Below are 17864 nucleotides of genomic sequence, written 5' to 3' on the forward strand. Positions count from 1 at the left end.
TGGATCTCGGTGATCGTCGACACCGGCGACACGATGGACCACGGTTCCAAGGCCGAGAACGCGTTCCTCGACCCGGTCGCCGACCTGGGCGCCCCCTACGTGTGGATCCGCGGGAACCACGACTCGAAGGAGACCCAGCGCTACCTGGGCCGCTTCAAGAACGTGCACGTCCTGGACGACGGCCGGGCCGTCACCGTCGCCGGGCTGCGCTTCGCCGGGACGGGCGACCCGCAGTACACCCCCGACCGGTCCACGAAGGCGCTGGGCGAACCGGCCGAACGGCTCGCGGGCATCCGTCTGGCCTCGGCCCTGAACGACCAGCGGGCGGCCGGCACCCCGGTCGACATCGCGCTCGCCCACAATCCGACCGCCGCCCGGGAGACGGACGGCTCGGTGCCGCTGGTCCTGGCCGGCCACATCCACCACGAGCGGACGGAGGTGCTGCCGCTCGGCACCCGGCTGCGCGTCGAGGGTTCGACCGGGGGCAGCGGGCTGCGCGCGGTCGACGACGCGGAGCCCGACCCGGTGCAGGCGTCGGTCCTCTACCTGGACCGCGCGACGAAGCGGCTGCAGGCCTGGGACGAGATCGAGCTGGGCGGTCTGGGCCTCACGAAGGCCGAGGTCAGCCGCCATCTGCCCAAGGAGAACCAGCCGGGCGCCGACCCCTCCCCGACCCCCGCGGGCAGCCCCCCGTAAACCGTTTTGGCGAACGGTCCCCGCATCCCATATGCTTCTCACGTCCCCGACGCGCTGCAAAGCGCGCAGGCGGGCCGATAGCCCTCATCGTCTAGCGGCCTAGGACGCCGCCCTTTCAAGGCGGTAGCACGGGTTCGAATCCCGTTGGGGGCACGCAAGACAGTGTGCGACACTTAGTCGCGCAACAGCTTGGTCCTGTGGAGCAGTTTGGAGTGCTCGCCACCCTGTCAAGGTGGAGGCCGCGGGTTCAAATCCCGTCAGGACCGCTGAAGTTCTTCGGAACTTCGTGGCTGGGTAGCTCAGTTGGTACGAGCGATCGCCTGAAAAGCGATAGGTCGCCGGTTCGACCCCGGCCCCAGCCACCGCCCGTCGGCCCCGTGCATCGCACGGGGCCGACGTCGTTTTTCCGGCCCATGCCGCACCGCACCGTCCCCGCGGCCTCACACCGGGGCCGCGTGCAGGGGCTCCGTTCCGCGGCCGCCCGGGTGGCGGTGGCGCCAGAGCCAGAAGAGGGCGCAGGAGAGCAGGGACCAGCCGGCCAGGACCAGGAACGGGAAGGCGTGCTGTTCCCCCTGGAAGTAGACCGCGGTGTGCTGCGCGTTCACGGAGGCGCCCGGGGGCAGCCACTGGCCGATGCGGCCGATGACGGTGGGGAGCAGCGGTGGGGCGACGGCGCCGCCCGAGGCCGGGTTGCCGAGGAGGACCAGCAGGCCCCAGGTCGGGATCATCGCCCAGCGGTGGAAGAACGTGTTGAACATCGTGAAGACCATGCCGCACGTGAACATCGTCAGCGCGAGGATCAGCCAGGACTCGACGAAGGGCAGGTCGACCGCGCCGAGCCACCAGTCGGCGACGGCCGCGACCGCGAATCCGCCGAGCAGCGCGTAGGCGACGGTGAAGGCGATGCGCTCGGCCGGGTTGAGGCCACGGGCGTGCACGCTGAGCTGGATCGCGCCGACGAAGCCGATGATCACGGCCGCGAGCGAGATGTAGAAGATCGTCAGGCCGCGCGGGTCCCCGTTCTGCAGCGGCCGGACGTCCCGCACGGTCACGGGCGTGCCGGTCGCCCGGCCGACGGCGGGGCCGGCCTCCGTGAAGACCTGGGCCACGGAGAAGCCGGAGGCGCCGGACACGTCGAGGTCGACGCGCGCTCCGCCCGCGCGGACGTCGAGGACCGCGTAGACGCGCTGCTCGTCGATGGCCCGCGCAGCGTCCTCGCGGGACGCGTACGGCTTGAGGTCGAGCTGGGCGTCGAGGGCCTTCTCCATCGCGCCGAGGAACTGCCGGCCCCGTGCCGCGTCGTACTCGCCGGTGACGCCGGCCGGGATGTGGTGCGGGGTGGGGTTGGCCATGGAGTACGTGTAGGAGGCGGCGAAGAGGGCGGCGGCCGCCGACAGGATGAGGACGAGGACGGACGCGGGGAAGAAGGGGGACCTCTTGTAGTTCGCCCAGCGGTCGGCGCCCGTGGGGGGCCGTCCGTGCTCACCGTGCGGCGGGTGCGGGCGCGGCTCTTCGTCATCGGCCAAGGGCGACATAGCAGCACGCTAAAGCACGTATAAGCGGCATACATCCCGGAACGGATCGAATCCCCCGCTCCGGTGTGCTCCGGGCGCTCCGCACGCCACGCGGCAAAACCGTTCGCCACGCATTTCCCCGAGGTGAGATCCTGGGGGACGTATGTCTACGCAGCCTGCCCCCGCCGCCGATCAGTTCGCCGCCGTAGCGCGACGGCTGTCCGAGCTGTCCCTCCGTGACGCGCACCGGCTGGGGCGCAGGCTCGAAGGGGCACGCAAGATCCGCAAGCCCGAGGCCCGCGCCTCGGTCCTCGCCGAGATCGACTCCGAGGCCGAGAGGGCCGCCGTCCGCACGGACGCCCGCCGCTCCCGCCGGGCCGCGCTCGAGGTCACGTACCCCGAGCAGCTCCCGGTCAGCCAGAAGAAGGACGAGATCGCCGAGGCGATACGCGACCACCAGGTCGTGATCGTGGCCGGTGAGACCGGCTCCGGCAAGACCACGCAGATCCCCAAGATCTGTCTGGACCTGGGCCGCGGCGTGCGCGGCATGATCGGGCACACCCAGCCGCGCCGGATCGCGGCCCGCACGGTCGCCGAGCGGGTCGCCGAGGAGCTGCACACGCCGCTGGGCGACGCGGTCGGCTGGAAGGTCCGCTTCACCGACCAGGTGAACCAGGACGCGACGTTCGTGAAGCTGATGACGGACGGCATCCTGCTGGCCGAGATCCAGACGGACCGGGACCTGCGCGCGTACGACACGATCATCATCGACGAGGCCCACGAGCGGTCCCTGAACATCGACTTCCTGCTCGGGTACCTGGCGCAGCTGCTGCCCCGCCGCCCCGACCTGAAGGTCGTCATCACGTCGGCGACGATCGACCCGGAGCGCTTCTCGCGGCACTTCGGCGACGCCCCGATCGTCGAGGTCAGCGGGCGTACGTATCCGGTGGAGGTGCGGTACCGCCCGCTCCTCGAGGAGGACTCGGACGACTCCGACCGCGACCAGATCACCGCGATCACGGACGCCGTCGATGAGCTCCAGCGCGAGGGCGACGGCGACATCCTCGTCTTCCTCTCCGGCGAGCGGGAGATCCGCGACACGGCGGACGCGCTGGAAAAGAAGTACGCCCGCGCCGGAGGCGCCATCGGACGCAGCACGGAGGTGCTGCCGCTGTACGCGCGCCTCTCGCACGCCGAGCAGCACCGTGTCTTCCAGCGCCACACGGGCCGCCGGATCGTCCTCGCGACGAACGTGGCGGAGACCTCGCTGACCGTCCCGGGCATCAAGTACGTGATCGACCCGGGCACCGCCCGCATCTCCCGGTACTCGCACCGTACGAAGGTGCAGCGGCTGCCCATCGAGCCCGTCAGCCAGGCCAGCGCCAACCAGCGCAAGGGCCGCTGCGGCCGTACGTCGGACGGCATCTGCGTCCGGCTGTACTCCGAGGACGACTTCCTGTCGCGCCCGGAGTTCACGGACGCCGAGATCCTCCGGACGAACCTGGCCTCGGTCATCCTCCAGATGACGGCGGCCGGCCTCGGCGACATCGAGAAGTTCCCCTTCATCGACCCGCCGGACCACCGCAACATCCGCGACGGCGTGCAGCTGCTCCAGGAGCTGGGCGCGCTCGACCCGAGCGAGAAGGACGTCCGCAAGCGCCTCACCCAGCAGGGCCGCAAGCTCTCCCAGCTGCCCGTCGACCCGCGCCTGGCCCGCATGGTCCTGGAGGCCGACAAGAACGGCTGCGTGCGCGAGGTCATGGTGATCGCGGCCGCGCTGTCCATCCAGGACCCGCGCGAGCGCCCGTCCGACAAGCAGGCGCAGGCGGACCAGCAGCACGCCCGGTTCAAGGACGAGACCAGCGACTTCCTGGCGTTCCTGAACCTGTGGCGGTACGTGCGCGAGCAGCAGAAGGAGCTGGGCTCCTCGGCCTTCCGCCGCATGTGCAAGCGCGAGTTCCTGAACTTCCTGCGCATTCGCGAATGGCAGGACATCTACACGCAGCTGCGGACCGTGGCGAAGCAGATGGGCATCCATCTGAACGACGAGGACGCCCCCGGCGACTCCATCCACGTCTCCCTCCTCGCCGGCCTGCTCTCCCACATCGGGATGAAGGACGTGAAGGAGTCCAAGGAGTCCCAGGCCAAGGACCCCAAGCAGGCGGGCCGCGACCGCGGGCGCAACGAGTACGTCGGTGCGCGGAACGCGAAGTTCGCGATCTTCCCCGGCTCGGCGCTGTTCAAGAAGCCGCCGCGGTTCGTGATGTCGGCCGAGCTGGTCGAGACCTCACGGCTGTGGGCCCGGGTGAACGCGCGGATCGAGCCCGAGTGGGTCGAGCCGCTCGCCGAGCACCTCCTCAAGCGCACGTACAGCGAGCCGCACTGGGAGAAGGACCAGGCGGCCGTGATGGCGTACGAGAAGGTGACGCTGTACGGCGTCCCGCTCGTCGCCCAGCGCAAGGTGAACTACGGGCGGATCGACCCCGAGGTCAGCCGCGACCTGTTCATCCGCAACGCGCTGGTCGAGGGTGACTGGCGCACCCACCACAAGTTCTTCGCGGACAACCGCAGGCTGCTGACCGAGGTCGAGGAGCTGGAGCACCGGGCGCGCCGCCGCGACATCGTGGTGGACGACGAGACGCTCTTCGACTTCTACGACCAGCGGGTCCCCGAGCACGTCGTGTCGGGCGCGCACTTCGACTCGTGGTGGAAGCACAAGAAGCGCGACGAGCCCGAGCTGCTCGACTTCGAGCGCTCGATGCTGATCCGCGAGTCGGCGGAGGCGGTCACCAAGGCCGACTATCCGGACACGTGGCGGCAGGGGCAGCTGACGTTCCGGGTGACGTACCAGTTCGAGCCGGGCGCGGACGCGGACGGCGTCACCGTCCACGTCCCGCTCCAGGTGCTCAACCAGGTGACGGACGAGGGCTTCGACTGGCAGATCCCGGGCCTGCGGGAGGACGTCGTGGTCGAGCTGATCCGCTCGCTGCCGAAGCCGATCCGGCGCAACTACGTGCCGGCGCCGAACTACGCGAAGGCGTTCCTGGAGCGGGCCGTTCCGTTGCAGGAGCCGCTGCCGCACACGCTGGCGCGGGAGCTCCAGCGGATGGTCGGCGTCCCGGTGCAGGCCGACGACTTCGACCTGACCCGCATCCCGGACCATCTGAAGATCACGTTCCGGATCGTCGACGAGCGGCGGCGCAAGCTCGCCGAGGACAAGGACCTGGAGGCGCTCAAGCTCCGGCTGCGGCCCAAGGCCCGCCAGGCGATCTCCCAGGCGGCCGCGGCGACCGCCGAGCGCTCGGGCGGCGAGTCCGTCGAGCGCTCGGGCCTGACCGACTGGACGATCGGCACGCTCTCGAAGGTCTTCGAGACCCGCCGCGCCGGCCAGCCGGTCAAGGCGTACCCGGCGCTCGTCGACGACGGCGACACCGTCTCCGTACGCCTCTTCGACTCCGAGGCCGAGCAGGCGCAGGCCATGTGGAAGGGCGTGCGCCGGCTCATCCTGCGCAACATCCCGGTGAACCCGGGCAAGTTCGCCTCCGACAAGCTGAACAACGCGGCGAAGCTCGCCCTCTCGGCGAACCCGCACGGCTCCGTCCAGGCCCTGTTCGACGACTGCGCGACGGCGGCGGCGGACCGGCTCATCGGCGAGTTCGGCGGCCCGGCCTGGGACGAGGAGTCGTACCGCAAGCTCTACGAGAAGGTCCGCGCCGAGATCGTCGACACCACGGTGGCGGCGGTCGGCCAGGTGCAGCAGGTGCTCGCCGCGTGGCAGGCCTGTGAGCGGCGGCTGAAGTCGACGAGGAGCCCGGTGCTGCTCGCGAACCTCCAGGACGTGCGCACCCAGTTGGACACCCTGGTGAAGCCGGGCTTCGTGACGGCCACGGGGCTGCGCCGGCTGCCCGACCTGATGCGCTACCTGGTCGCGGCCGACCGCAGGCTCCAGCAGATGCCGACCAACGTCCAGCGGGACACCACCCGTATGGAGAAGGTCCACGAGATGCAGGACGAGTACGCGTGGCTGCTCGAACAGATGCCGCAGGGCCGTCCGGTGCCGCAGCAGGTCCTGGACATCCGCTGGATGATCGAGGAGCTCCGGGTCAGCTACTTCGCGCACGCGCTCGGCACCGCGCACCCCGTCTCGGACAAGCGGATCGTGAAGGCGATCGACGCCGCGGTGCCGTGACCGGGCAGGCACACGGAGTGAGTTCGACCGCCGGGCCTGCACTGCTGTACAGTCCTGTTCGCAGCGCAACGCAGAAGAAAAAGCGCCGCGACACCTGGTCCTGTGGAGCAGTTTGGAGTGCTCGCCACCCTGTCAAGGTGGAGGCCGCGGGTTCAAATCCCGTCAGGACCGCAGCAAGAGAGGCCCGCACCGTTCGGTGCGGGCCTCTTGCGTGTGTCCCGGGCGGCCAGGAAGGCTTCGCCGCCCGCCGCTTGACGCCGGCGCGGCCGGTGGGTACGCCAGAACCACGGCCCGGCACCGGGAGGCGGAACATGGCGGCACCCGCACGGCACGAGACGCGCGCCCTGCTGCGCGCCCACCTCGCCGCGGCGTCCGGCTACCGGCACCTGACCCGGCACTGCCCCATCTGCCACCGCCTGCTGCGGCTCGCGCTCGAGCCGGGCGCGGAGCCGGCCCCCGAGGCCCTCCTGAAGGCGCTGACGGCCCGTGAGGGGCCCCCGGAGGGCGGCGAGGACGAAAGTCCCCCGAAGGGGTGACCAAAGCCGACCCACAAGCCGCCTGCCGGATGGCAGCCTGGGAGAGTCGCGGTCGACTCGTCCCCGCCGGGCCTCCTCTAGCGCACGGGCGACCACGGCAACAAGATTCAGAGCATGTGACGGGTGTCACCGAACTTGTTTTGGAAACACCGTTTCTTACACCCGCCCTACAACTGCTCAATTTAATATGTGCCATTGCACTGCCGTCACAGCAGTCCGTCAGGCTCTGGCCAGCGACCGATCACGGTCCCACAAGGTCGCGCACAGGACACCGTCACAGGCCCCCCACAGGCCCCGCCCGACCCCCTTGAGCGCACAAAAAAGATCGCGCTGGACCCGGCGGAGTCCAGCGCGATCGACGACGCACCCGTGAAGCAGCTGAGATGACGCTTCGTGGACGCTTCATAAGAAGGGGGCCTGTTGGGGCAGGTCCCGCGTCGTGTGGAGCTATGGGGTGGGCGCACTACGGGTTGGGGGACCCGAAACGCCCGGTATTGCGGTGTTGTGCGGTGCCTCAGGCCTCGCTGCGCTGCTGCGGAATACCCGCCAGCAGAGCGCGGACCTCGGCCTCGCGGTAACGGCGGTGTCCGCCGAGCGTGCGGATCGACGTGAGCTTGCCAGCCTTCGCCCAGCGCGTGACCGTCTTCGGGTCGACGCGGAACATCGTGGCGACCTCAGCGGGGGTCAGCAGCGGCTCGGCATCAGGGGTGCGAGCGGTCATGAGCGGCCTCCTCGGGAGAACCGAACCTTCTCGGTTCTTTCCTTTAAATTCTGCACCTTGACCCGCGTTGCCCGATATGGCGGACACGGGTCGAGTCGGTTATAGGACGAACGGCTTGTCCTCGGCACTACAACTACACCATCCGTCCAGCCGCGTCGGCCAAACCGATGGAATTGCCCTCCCAGGTGTTCATCAGCGACGGAAGCCGATGGACCATGCCATAGCGGACAGTCACGCCCCTGTGACGATCAGTCACAGGGGCGTCAGGAGTCGTCAGACCCCCCACAGACAGTGCAATGCTGAGAGATCCGCCCAAAGTGGTACTTAGTCGGGCGGACAGAGTCCTCCCCGGACTCCTTGTCCTATTTTGGCACGAGGAGGGGTGATGGACGCAAGGGCGAAGTTAGTGCAGTCCGTCACGCTTGACGTAAACGCCCGGATCAGGACGTAGGTCCTGAAGGACCGTGTGCGTCCCGTCAGTTGGCGTTCTGCCGGTCCTTCACCGCACGCCAGCGTGCCACGAGCCGCGCGTACGCGGCTCCCGCTCCGTCGCCGTCCCCCGCACGCAGCGCCGCGATCCCCTCCGCGACGTCGGCCGCCGAGTGGTCCTCGTCGAGCTGCTCCGCGGGAAGGGTGTGCACGAGCCCGCCGTAGTCGAGCTCGACGAGCGAGCGCGGGTGGAACTCCTCGAGCCAGCGCCCCACATCTACCAGCCCGTCGATCAGCGGCCCCTCGTCGATCGCCTCCCGCAGCGCCTTCAGCGCGCGCGCCACCCGCCGCCGGGCCTGCACCATCGGCGTCCGGTAGCGCAGGCTCGGCCCGTCGGCGCCGTCCGGCTCGTAGGCCCGCTCCTCGTCGGAGACGAGCACGAACCAGTTCGCCGGGACGTGCCAGGTCGCGGTGCGGATCCAGGGGCGCGCGTCCGGATTGCGCTCCAGCCAGTGCTCATAGTCGTCGGCCGCCTGCCGGCGCACGACCGGCGGCAGCACCGCGTCCAGGAGCGGCAGCGGGAGCTCGCCCGGCAGCGCGTCGAGCGCCTGCCAGCCGCGCAGCCGGGTGCGCCACGGGCACACGCACAGCACCCCGTCGGCCTCGAGCACGAACGCGTCGTCGCTCTCGTGGACCGGCACCGGCACCGGCGGGGTCGGCAGCAGATCGGTGAGCGAACGGTGCAGTTCGTCCTGGTAGGAGGGGTGCTGCTCACGGCGCGCGTAGCGCTCCCAGTGGCCGCGCTCCGGCTGCGGGAACGCGGCGAGCGGTTCGTAGACGCGGAGGTAGGCCGCGTACGGGACGGTCGGCGAGGACACCTTCTTCGGCACGGCTGATCCCTCCCCGGCACCGGCCCGGACAACACGGTGATCGTGCCACGGCGCGCGCCGGTGCGGGCGAGCGCGCGTGCGGAGCGCCCCGACGCGAGAGAGTGATCCTGGGCACTGCGCCGGTGGCGGCCCCCCGCACGATCTAATCTCTTGCCACGGAGACCCGCCACCCTTACGGGGCCCCGCTCAACCGCCGCAACTTGACTGGGAGTCACCACAGTGACCGATGTGACCGGCGCCGCTGCTGACGTGCTGCACACCCTGTTCCACTCGGACCAGGGCGGGCACGAGCAGGTCGTGCTCTGCCAGGATCGCGCGAGCGGCCTCAAGGCCGTCATCGCCCTCCACAACACCGCTCTGGGCCCCGCCCTCGGCGGCACCCGCTTCTACCCGTACGCGACCGAGGCGGAGGCCGTCGCCGACGCGCTGAACCTCGCCCGCGGCATGTCGTACAAGAACGCCCTGGCCGGCCTCGACCACGGCGGCGGCAAGGCCGTCATCATCGGCGACCCCGACCGCATCAAGACCGAGGAACTCCTGCTCGCCTACGGCCGGTTCGTGGCCTCCCTCGGTGGGCGCTACGTGACGGCCTGCGACGTCGGCACCTACGTGGCCGACATGGACGTGGTCGCGCGCGAGTGCCGCTGGACGACGGGCCGCTCGCCGGAGAACGGCGGCGCGGGCGACTCCTCGGTGCTCACCGCGTTCGGCGTCTTCCAGGGCATGCGGGCGTCCGCCCAGCACCTGTGGGGCGACCCGACGCTGCGCGGCCGCCGGGTCGGCGTCGCGGGCGTCGGCAAGGTCGGGCACCACCTGGTCGAGCACCTGCTCGCGGACGGTGCCGAGGTCGTCGTGACCGACGTGCGCCCGGAGTCGGTGCGCCGCATCACCGACCTGCACCCCGAGGTGCGGGTCGCCGCCGACACCGAGGAGCTCATCCGCGTCGAGGGGCTCGACATCTACGCCCCCTGCGCGCTGGGCGGCGCCCTGAACGACGACAGCGTGCCCGTCCTCACCGCCAAGGTGGTGTGCGGTGCGGCCAACAACCAGCTCGCGCACCCGGGTGTCGAGAAGGACCTCGCGGACCGCGGGATCCTCTACGCGCCGGACTACGTGGTGAACGCGGGCGGGGTCATCCAGGTCGCCGACGAGCTGCACGGCTTCGACTTCGACCGGTGCAAGGAGAAGGCCTCGAAGATCTTCGACACCACACTGTCGATCTTCGCTCGTGCAAAGTCCGATGGCATTCCGCCGGCCGCCGCGGCCGACCGGATCGCCGAGCAGCGGATGGCGGAGGCGCGCTCCGGCCGGTGATCCGGGCCCGTGCGTAACGAGCGTCACTCTTCTCGGCGGGTCGCCCGCCGAGAAGAGGTTAAAATCGCAGCTGACCAGCGAGGACGGGGCTCCTGGCTGGTCCTGCGCACACGCGCGTCCTGCGGGCGACGTACCGTATGGGCGTGGGCTCAGGTACCGTGGAAGCCCTACGGACCGGTCTCTCCGCGGAGAGCCCGTTCCAGATCATGAACGCGTGTCAAGACTCTGGGGCCGTCGAGCCCCGTCACCGAGGGGGTCGAGCCATGGGGCGCGGCCGGGCAAAGGCCAAGCAGACGAAGGTCGCCCGCCAGCTGAAGTACAGCAGCGGCGGGACTGACCTGTCGCGTCTGGCCAACGAGCTGGGCGCATCGACGTCGAATCCGGTCTCGAATCAGCCGCCGAACGGCGAGCCGTTCGAGGAGGATGAGGACGACGAGGACCCGTACGCCCGCTATGCGGATATGTACGACGACGATGAGGACGAGGACGATGAGTCCGGTCCGTCGTCTCAGCGCCGCGGCGCTTGACCTCGTAGCACGTAGCACTGCAAGCAGTTGATTCGTTCCGCGAATACTGCTGCACTTCACCCGGTCCGGGGTGGTCACCACGCCGGACCGGGTTTTGTGCTGCCCCGAAGGGCAGCACCCCGCGCGTCCTACTGTGCGTAGTCACCCGTGAGCTCGGCGCCCGTCGCGTGGTCACCGCGGTCGGTGATCTCGCCGGCCACCCAGGAGTCCACGCCGCGGTCCGCGAGGGTCGCGAGGGCGACGTCCACGGACTCCTGCGGCACGATCGCCATCATGCCGACGCCCATGTTGAGCGTCTTCTCCAGTTCCAGGCGCTCGACGGAGCCGGCCCTGCCGACCAGGTCGAAGATCGCGCCGGGGGTCCAGGTGGAGCGGTCGACCGTGGCGTGCAGGCCGTCCGGGATCACCCGTGCGAGGTTCGCCGCGAGGCCGCCGCCGGTGATGTGGCTGTAGGCGTGCACCTGGGTCGTGCTGGTCAGCGCCAGGCAGTCCAGGGAGTAGATCTTGGTGGGCTCCAGGAGCTCCTCGCCCAGCGTCCGCCCGAGCTCGTCGACCTGCTGCTCGAGCGCCATGCCCGCGCGGTCCAGGAGGACGTGACGGACCAGCGAGTACCCGTTCGAGTGAAGTCCGGAGGACGCCATGGCGATCACGGCGTCACCCGTACGGATGCGATCGGGGCCCAGCAGGTTGTCGTACTCGACGACACCCGTGCCGGCGCCCGCGACATCGAAGTCGTCGGCGCCGAGCAGGCCCGGGTGCTCCGCCGTCTCGCCGCCGACCAGGGCGCAGCCGGCGAGGACACAGCCCTCGGCGATGCCCTTCACGATGGCGGCGACCCGCTCCGGGTGGACCTTGCCCACGCAGATGTAGTCGGTCATGAACAGCGGTTCGGCGCCGCACACCACGATGTCGTCCATGACCATCGCGACCAGGTCGTGGCCGATCGTGTCGTAGACGCCGAGGCGGCGCGCCACGTCGACCTTCGTGCCGACGCCGTCGGTCGCGGAGGCGAGCAGCGGGCGCTCGTACCTCTTCAGGGCGGAGGCGTCGAAGAGGCCGGCGAAGCCGCCGAGGCCGCCGAGGACCTCGGGGCGCTGCGTCTTCTTCACCCACTCCTTCATCAGCTCGACGGCGCGGTCGCCCGCCTCGATGTCGACGCCCGCTGTTCGGTAGGAAGCCGACGCGTAGCTGGCACCAGTCTCAGACATTGCCTGGGATCTTTCGGGTTGGTGAATACGAGATACGGGGACCGGCGCGGGGCCTACGGCCGGCGGATCGCGTCGGTCGCGGCCGTGGACGCGGGGCCCGCGGCCAGTTCCGTCTCCAGGAGCTGCTTGCCGAGGAGCTCCGGGTCGGGGAGGTCCATCGGGTACTCGCCGTCGAAGCAGGCGCGGCAGAGGTTCGGCTTGTCGATGGTCGTGGCCTCGATCATGCCGTCGATGGAGATGTAGGAGAGCGAGTCGGCCCCGAGGGAGGTGCCGATCTCCTCGACCGACATGCCGTTGGCGATCAGCTCCGCGCGGGTCGCGAAGTCGATGCCGAAGAAGCACGGCCACTTCACGGGCGGCGACGAGATCCGGATGTGGACCTCGGCGGCGCCCGCCTCGCGGAGCATCCGGACCAGGGCGCGCTGGGTGTTGCCGCGCACGATCGAGTCGTCGACGACGACCAGACGCTTGCCCTTGATGACTTCCTTGAGGGGGTTCAGCTTGAGACGGATGCCGAGCTGGCGGATCGTCTGCGAGGGCTGGATGAAGGTGCGGCCCACATAGGCGTTCTTCACCAGGCCGTTGCCGAACGGGATGCCGCTGGCCTCCGCGTAGCCGACGGCCGCGGGGGTGCCGGACTCCGGCGTCGCTATGACGAGGTCCGCCTCGACGGGTGCTTCCTTGGCGAGACGGCGGCCCATCTCCACCCGGGAGAGGTACACGTTCCGGCCGGCGATGTCCGTGTCGGGACGGGCCAGGTAGACGTACTCGAAGACGCAGCCCTTGGGCTTCGCTTCTGCGAATCGCGAGGTGCGCAGACCGTTCTCGTCGATGGCGACGAACTCGCCCGGCTCGATCTCGCGGACGAAGCTCGCGCCGCAGATGTCGAGCGCGGCGGACTCGGAGGCGACCACCCAGCCGCGCTCGAGCCGGCCGAGGACCAGCGGGCGGATGCCCTGCGGGTCACGCGCGGCATAGAGGGTGTGCTCGTCCATGAAGACGAGGGAGAAGGCGCCCTGGACCTGGGGCAGCACGGTGGCGGCGGCCTCTTCGATGGTCAGGGGCTTGCCGTCGGCGTCGACCTGGCCCGCGAGCAGCGCGGTCACGAGGTCGGTGTCGTTGGTGGCCGCCACCTGTGTGGCGCGGCCGTTCTCCTTGGGGAGTTCGGCGACCATCTCGGCGAGCTGCGCCGTGTTGACCAGGTTGCCGTTGTGGCCGAGCGCGATCGAACCGTGCGCGGTGGCGCGGAACGTCGGCTGGGCGTTCTCCCACACGGAGGCTCCGGTGGTCGAGTAGCGGGCGTGACCGACCGCGATATGACCTTGGAGTGAACCTAGGGAAGTCTCGTCGAAGACCTGGGACACGAGGCCCATGTCCTTGAAGACGAGGATCTGGGAGCCGTTGCTGACCGCGATTCCCGCGGATTCCTGACCCCGATGCTGGAGGGCGTAGAGCCCGAAGTACGTGAGCTTTGCGACCTCTTCGCCCGGAGCCCAGACACCGAAGACGCCACAAGCGTCCTGGGGGCCTTTCTCGCCGGGGAGCAGATCGTGATTGAGTCGACCGTCACCACGTGGCACGCCACCGAGTGTAGACGTGATCGACCACTGGTCCGAATTGGGGACAAGCGCTACTCGCGTTGACGAGGGGCCCGCACCCGGGGGCAGCGGGGGCGGTCCGGGGGCGGCATCACCCCTGTGTTGTCCGTCTGACCTGCACAGATGTCGACCGAGCCGGAGGTGGGCCGGGGCCCGCTCCGGTGTGACGTAGCTCGCGTCGGCCGACCGCTCCGCGGCCGCTCACGGGGCGGTGAGGCTGACGCCGGGGCCCTTGCCGTCGGACGGTTCGAGGGTGAGGCTGTCGCCGCGGATCGTGTAGCGGGCCTCGCCGGTGAGGACCGCGCGGAGCGTCTTCTCCACCTCGGCCGCCGGGCCGAAGCAGCCCATGCGGGTGCTGGTCAGCGGCCCGAAGGTGATGCGGTCGTCCCGGACGGTGGCCTTGGCGCGGCCGGTGTTGCAGCCGAGGCGGGCGTCGACGTGACCGTCCTTGTCGAACACCAGCCGGGCCCGGCCCTGCGCGGCCTTCGGCAGGGAACTCGTGGTGCCCTCCGACATCACTCCGGTGACCTGCCACTTCGTGCCGAACAGAGCGGTGTCGCGGCGCTTCACGAGCGTGACGGTGTCGCCGCCGGACCGGGTGAGCGTGAGCGTGTCGCCGCGGGCGCCGGCCTTGACGGTGTTCCGCTCGCCGAGGGCGCGGGCCAGCGTCTTCTCGAAGCTGCGCTGCCGCGCGTCGGAGCAGTACATCTCGGTGACCTGGGCACGGCCGAGGTCGACGCTGTCGCCGTCGACCCGCGCGTCGGCGTCGAAGTGGTTGCAGCCGTAGTTGCCGCGCACCCGCTCGTCGGAGACGAACTCGACGTACGCGCCGCCCGGCGCCTTCGTCGGGCGGCCGTCCACGGTCACGGTGTCCACGGACCAGTGGACGCCGGTCAGCTGGGTGCCGCCCGCCGTCACGGTCCCGGCCTGCTGTGTGCCGCAGGCCGTGACGGCTCCGAGGGCGGCCAGCGGCAGGACCGCGGCGAGCGGGAGTCGGGGGCCACGAGTGCTGTGTCGCGTGAACATGCCGATGGGACGGGTCCGGCCCCTCGATCGGTTCCGTCCCCGCGCTCGGTTCACCCCGGCGACGCGGGGGCGCGGGGCGCGGGCACCGCGGCCGGGCCGTGCCGTCACGCCATGATCGGCAGCAGCCCTTCGAGATCGGCCCGCTCGCCGCCGGCTCTGACGGCCGCGTCGTCGAGCGCGGCGCGCCAGGTCGTCCGGCCCGTCGCGAGGCGGAGCCAGGTGAGCGGGTCGGTCTCCACCACGTTGGGCGGGGTGCCGCGGGTGTGGCGCGGGCCGGCCACGCACTGGACGACGGCGAACGGCGGCACCCGCACCTCGGTGGACGCCCCCGGCGCCTTCTCGGCCAGGGCGTCCGCGAGGAACCGGACCGCGGCCGCGAGCAACTGCCGCTCGATCGGCAGCGCCAGCTCGGGCAGCGCGTCGTTCAGGTCGTCGGTGTGGACGGCGAGCTCGACGGCCCGGGTCACCAGCGCGCTGGTCAGGGTGATCGAGCCGACCCGGTGCGCCAGCGGGCGGCTGCCGTCGAGGCCGGCCGGGAAGTGGGCCTCGAGTCCCGCGGCCGTCTCGGCGTAGAGCTCGGTCAGCGAGGAACCGTCGGCCAGTGCGTGGACGCGGGCGTCGACCGCGGGGGCGGCGGGCGCGGTCCGCGCCGGGTAGTCCATGAGGGCCAGCTCGGCGCGGGCGGGCGGCGGCTCGGCAAGACCGCGCGTCAGCAGGCCGACGGCCATGGTGAAGTGCGCGGCGAGCTCCCGCACCGTCCAGTCCCCGAGCCGGGTCGGCGCCGCGAGCTGCTCCGGGCCGAGCCCCTCGACCGTCGTCCGCAGGGTCGCGAACTGGGCCAGTACGGCCGTCCTCAACTTCTCCACGTCGTACGAACGCTGACGTTTCCTGGATGTGCTCCGCTCGGCCATGCCCGTGACCCTACGCCCGCACCGCGAACCCGCTCAGGCCCTTTTCGACCAGGGCGAACGCCCGCTCGGCCCGCTCCACCGCGCCCCGGGCGACCTCGTCGCGCGCCGCGCCCGCGAGGATCCGGCGGTGGTTCTCGTTCATCAGCGCGCTGACCACGCCGGAGAGCTGCGACGCGGCGACGGCGGACAGCAGCGCGTCCCCGGTCTCCTCGGTGAGGACCCGGGTGGCGGCCTGCTCGCCCTGCACCGACCAGAGCAGTGCTCTGCGGGCGAGCGCGGGCGTGCGGTTGATCAGCTGGATGAGCGCCAGCTCGTTCCCCTGCTCGCTCAGGCCGATCGACGGGTCCCGGTCGGCGATCTTGCGGAGCACCATCGCGCGGACGGCGTCGACGGCTGAGCCTCCCCGCGGCCGCTCCTCGATCGCCCTCGCGAGGTCCTCGACGTGCTCCTCCATGGGGCCCATGAGGAGGTCTTCCTTGGTGCCGAAGTAGTTGAAGACCGTCATCTTCGAGACCTCGGCGGCCTCCGCGATCTGCGCGACGGAGACCTGGTCGAAGCCGTGCTCGAGGAACAGGTCGACGGCCGTGCGCCAGACCTTGAGCGCCGTCTGCTTCTTCTTGCGCTCGCGCAGCCCGAGTCCGTCGTCAGCCATGCCCGAACCGTACCAAGACAAAGTTTCGCCTCCACATATTTTTACTCCAGGCTAAATTTTAATCCGAGCCGAAAGATTGACTCAGTACATATTCTACGGGCACGGTGATGCCATGACCGAAACGACGGCACCGCCTTCCATGACCCCGCTCGCCCGGACCGTGGGCATGTTCGTCTGCCTGTTCACGATCGTCCTGGCCGTGCTCGACCTGCAGATCGTGTCGGCGGCCACCGTGCCGATCGTGCGCGACCTCGACCCGGCCCACGGGATCGACCGCTTCCCCTGGCTGGTCAGCGCCTTCGCCCTCGCATCCGCGGCGATGCTGCCGCTGTACGGCAAGCTCTGCGACACCCTCGGCGCCAAGCGCGTCTTCCTCGGTGCCGTCACCACCTTCCTGGTGGGCTCCGCCCTGTGCGGGCTGGCCCAGTCGATGAACGAGCTGATCGCGGCCCGCGCCGTCCAGGGCCTGGGCGGCGGCGGCCTCATGAGCGTGACGATGGTCGTGATCGCCCACCTCAAGGACCCCGACGAGACGGGCACCGGCAAGGGCGGCGGGATCGGCGGCATCGTCGCCGGCGGCGGCATGGCGCTCGGCCCCTGGCTCGGCGGCGTGCTCACCGACCACGCGAGCTGGCGCTGGATCTTCTACGTCAACCTGCCGCTCGGCCTCGCCGTCCTCGTCACCGGCGCTCTCGTCCTCAAGCTGCCCGACCGCCCGGTGCGCCGCCCCCTCGACTGGACCGGCGCCGCACTCGCCGCCGCCTTCTCCACCGCCCTGCTGCTCGCCACCGACTGGGGCGGCAAGGAGTACGCCTGGAGCTCCCCGGAGATCATCGGCCTGCTGTGCGCGGCCGCGCTGGGCCTCGGCCTCTTCGTCCGGCGCCAGGCCACCGCGGCCGAACCGCTGCTTCCCCTCTCCCTCTTCCGCATCCCCGAGCTGCGCTGGGGCTTCGCCGTCCAGGGCATCACCGGCGCCGCGATGATGTGCGCGATCTACTACGTCCTCGTCTATCTCCAGGTGGCCCGGGGCCTGTCCAGCTCCGACGCCGGCCTGTACCTGCTGCCGATGGCCGTCGGCATGACGGCCTCCGGTCTCGCCACCGGCCGCACGGCCCTCTCGGCGCGGACCTTCACGCTCTCGGGGACGCTCACCATGACCGGCGTCTTCGTCCTCCTCGCCACGACGCTCACCCCCGACACCTCCCTGTGGCTGATCCGCGCCGAACTGCTGCTCGCGGGCGTCGCCTTCGGCCAGCTCATCGGCCAGCTCGTCTTCCTCGTGCAGAACGCGGCGCCCCGCCCCCTCCTCGGCGTCGCCACGACCGGCATCCGCTTCTTCCAGACGCTGGGCAACGCCCTCGGCGCCGCCGTGTTCGGCACCGTCCTCTTCCGCCTCCTCGACACCGACGTGAACGCCATCCCGGCCCTGCACGGTGCCCAACACGCCGCCGCCGTCCAGGACTTCGTCCACGCCACCAGCACCGTCTTCTGGTGCGGAGCCGCCGTGATGCTCCTCGCGGCGACCCTCGCGACCCGGCTCCCCCGGCGTCCTGAGCGGGCGGCAGCACCGGCACAGGCACAGGCGCCAGCACCGGCAGCACTGGCCCCGGAGTCGACCCGTGCCACCCGGATCGGCACCGGCCACTGACGCAG

14 protein-coding genes and 4 tRNA genes are annotated in these 17864 nt (G+C 70.6%); 10 read left to right on the top strand and 8 right to left on the bottom strand.

The window, feature by feature from the left end:
- The 4 genes from GTW43_RS19345 to GTW43_RS19360 form a co-directional block, all read left to right on the top strand.
- On the top strand, positions 1–696 hold a 696-nt coding region (locus tag GTW43_RS19345; RefSeq protein WP_202501669.1), incomplete at its 5' end, for a metallophosphoesterase.
- A gap of 80 nt (positions 697–776) precedes the next feature.
- Positions 777–849, top strand: a tRNA-Glu gene (locus GTW43_RS19350).
- A gap of 38 nt (positions 850–887) precedes the next feature.
- Positions 888–962, top strand: a tRNA-Asp gene (locus tag GTW43_RS19355).
- A gap of 22 nt (positions 963–984) precedes the next feature.
- Positions 985–1058, top strand: a tRNA-Phe gene (locus GTW43_RS19360).
- Positions 1059–1136: 78 nt separating this feature from the next.
- On the opposite strand, the gene GTW43_RS19365 is transcribed toward GTW43_RS19360, so the two are convergent.
- Positions 1137–2231: an ABC transporter permease gene (locus GTW43_RS19365; protein ID WP_161303278.1), complete on the bottom strand. Its 1095-nt coding sequence runs from the start codon at positions 2229–2231 to the stop codon at positions 1137–1139.
- A 142-nt stretch (positions 2232–2373) separates the two neighbouring features.
- Here GTW43_RS19365 and hrpA point away from each other — a divergent pair, with 142 nt between their 5' ends.
- The 3 genes from hrpA (at position 2374) to GTW43_RS37565 (ending at position 6935) form a co-directional block, all read left to right on the top strand.
- Positions 2374–6399, top strand: coding sequence for an ATP-dependent RNA helicase HrpA (gene hrpA, locus GTW43_RS19370; protein WP_161303279.1), 4026 nt, complete (start codon positions 2374–2376; stop codon positions 6397–6399).
- A 96-nt stretch (positions 6400–6495) separates the two neighbouring features.
- A tRNA-Asp gene (locus tag GTW43_RS19375) sits at positions 6496–6570 on the top strand.
- Between the two features lie 140 nt (positions 6571–6710).
- Entirely contained in the window at positions 6711–6935 is a 225-nt protein-coding gene (locus GTW43_RS37565) for a DUF6274 family protein (RefSeq protein ID WP_202501683.1), read from the top strand.
- 514 nt (positions 6936–7449) lie between these two features.
- Here the strand turns inward: GTW43_RS37565 and bldC are convergent.
- Positions 7450–7656, bottom strand: coding sequence for a developmental transcriptional regulator BldC (gene bldC, locus GTW43_RS19380; RefSeq protein ID WP_003949541.1), 207 nt, complete (start codon positions 7654–7656; stop codon positions 7450–7452).
- A gap of 476 nt (positions 7657–8132) precedes the next feature.
- Positions 8133–8975, bottom strand: a complete 843-nt coding sequence (locus tag GTW43_RS19385; RefSeq protein ID WP_161303280.1) for a hypothetical protein — start codon at positions 8973–8975, stop codon at positions 8133–8135.
- A 219-nt stretch (positions 8976–9194) separates the two neighbouring features.
- Between GTW43_RS19385 and GTW43_RS19390 the strand changes: the two genes are divergently transcribed.
- Together GTW43_RS19390 and GTW43_RS19395 are read left to right on the top strand one after the other, a co-directional pair.
- Positions 9195–10289: a Glu/Leu/Phe/Val dehydrogenase dimerization domain-containing protein gene (locus tag GTW43_RS19390; protein WP_161303281.1), complete on the top strand. Its 1095-nt coding sequence runs from the start codon at positions 9195–9197 to the stop codon at positions 10287–10289.
- A gap of 263 nt (positions 10290–10552) precedes the next feature.
- A complete protein-coding gene (locus GTW43_RS19395) occupies positions 10553–10816 on the top strand; it encodes a DUF3073 domain-containing protein (protein WP_161303282.1) in 264 nt (87 codons plus the stop codon).
- A 128-nt stretch (positions 10817–10944) separates the two neighbouring features.
- Here GTW43_RS19395 and purM read toward each other — a convergent pair whose 3' ends face one another.
- The 5 genes from purM to GTW43_RS19420 all read right to left on the bottom strand — a co-directional run bounded on the left by purM (position 10945) and on the right by GTW43_RS19420 (position 16211).
- Positions 10945–12024, bottom strand: a complete 1080-nt coding sequence (gene purM, locus GTW43_RS19400) for a phosphoribosylformylglycinamidine cyclo-ligase (RefSeq protein WP_161303283.1) — start codon at positions 12022–12024, stop codon at positions 10945–10947.
- Between the two features lie 53 nt (positions 12025–12077).
- The gene (gene purF / locus GTW43_RS19405) at positions 12078–13604 is read right to left on the bottom strand and encodes an amidophosphoribosyltransferase (RefSeq protein WP_161303284.1); all 1527 of its coding nucleotides are present in this window, start codon (positions 13602–13604) and stop codon (positions 12078–12080) included.
- Between the two features lie 219 nt (positions 13605–13823).
- The gene (locus GTW43_RS19410) at positions 13824–14648 is read right to left on the bottom strand and encodes an META domain-containing protein (RefSeq protein WP_161303285.1); all 825 of its coding nucleotides are present in this window, start codon (positions 14646–14648) and stop codon (positions 13824–13826) included.
- Positions 14649–14752: 104 nt separating this feature from the next.
- Positions 14753–15559, bottom strand: coding sequence for a maleylpyruvate isomerase family mycothiol-dependent enzyme (locus GTW43_RS19415; RefSeq protein ID WP_161303286.1), 807 nt, complete (start codon positions 15557–15559; stop codon positions 14753–14755).
- A gap of 10 nt (positions 15560–15569) precedes the next feature.
- On the bottom strand, positions 15570–16211 hold the full coding sequence (locus GTW43_RS19420; RefSeq protein WP_161303287.1) for a TetR/AcrR family transcriptional regulator: 642 nt from the start codon (positions 16209–16211) through the stop codon (positions 15570–15572).
- A gap of 112 nt (positions 16212–16323) precedes the next feature.
- Here GTW43_RS19420 and GTW43_RS19425 point away from each other — a divergent pair, with 112 nt between their 5' ends.
- Complete coding sequence (locus GTW43_RS19425) at positions 16324–17859, top strand: MFS transporter (protein WP_237536697.1); 1536 nt, start codon at positions 16324–16326, stop codon at positions 17857–17859.
- The last annotated feature ends 5 nt before the right edge of the window (positions 17860–17864 follow it).

Source organism: Streptomyces sp. SID5785, assembly GCF_009870065.1.
Classification (GTDB): domain Bacteria; phylum Actinomycetota; class Actinomycetes; order Streptomycetales; family Streptomycetaceae; genus Streptomyces.

Bases quoted from the DNA above. Each gene is read 5' to 3' on its own strand.
- GTW43_RS19395 (WP_161303282.1), top strand. From the start codon at position 10,553: ATGGGGCGCGGCCGGGCAAAGGCCAAGCAGACGAAGGTCGCCCGCCAG.
- GTW43_RS19425 (WP_237536697.1), top strand. From the start codon at position 16,324: ATGACCGAAACGACGGCACCGCCTTCCATGACCCCGCTCGCCCGGACC.
- GTW43_RS19420 (WP_161303287.1), bottom strand. From the start codon at position 16,211: ATGGCTGACGACGGACTCGGGCTGCGCGAGCGCAAGAAGAAGCAGACG.
- GTW43_RS19415 (WP_161303286.1), bottom strand. From the start codon at position 15,559: ATGGCCGAGCGGAGCACATCCAGGAAACGTCAGCGTTCGTACGACGTG.
- purM (WP_161303283.1), bottom strand. From the start codon at position 12,024: ATGTCTGAGACTGGTGCCAGCTACGCGTCGGCTTCCTACCGAACAGCG.
- GTW43_RS37565 (WP_202501683.1), top strand. From the start codon at position 6,711: ATGGCGGCACCCGCACGGCACGAGACGCGCGCCCTGCTGCGCGCCCAC.
- hrpA (WP_161303279.1), top strand. From the start codon at position 2,374: ATGTCTACGCAGCCTGCCCCCGCCGCCGATCAGTTCGCCGCCGTAGCG.
- GTW43_RS19410 (WP_161303285.1), bottom strand. From the start codon at position 14,648: ATGTTCACGCGACACAGCACTCGTGGCCCCCGACTCCCGCTCGCCGCG.
- bldC (WP_003949541.1), bottom strand. From the start codon at position 7,656: ATGACCGCTCGCACCCCTGATGCCGAGCCGCTGCTGACCCCCGCTGAG.
- GTW43_RS19365 (WP_161303278.1), bottom strand. From the start codon at position 2,231: ATGTCGCCCTTGGCCGATGACGAAGAGCCGCGCCCGCACCCGCCGCAC.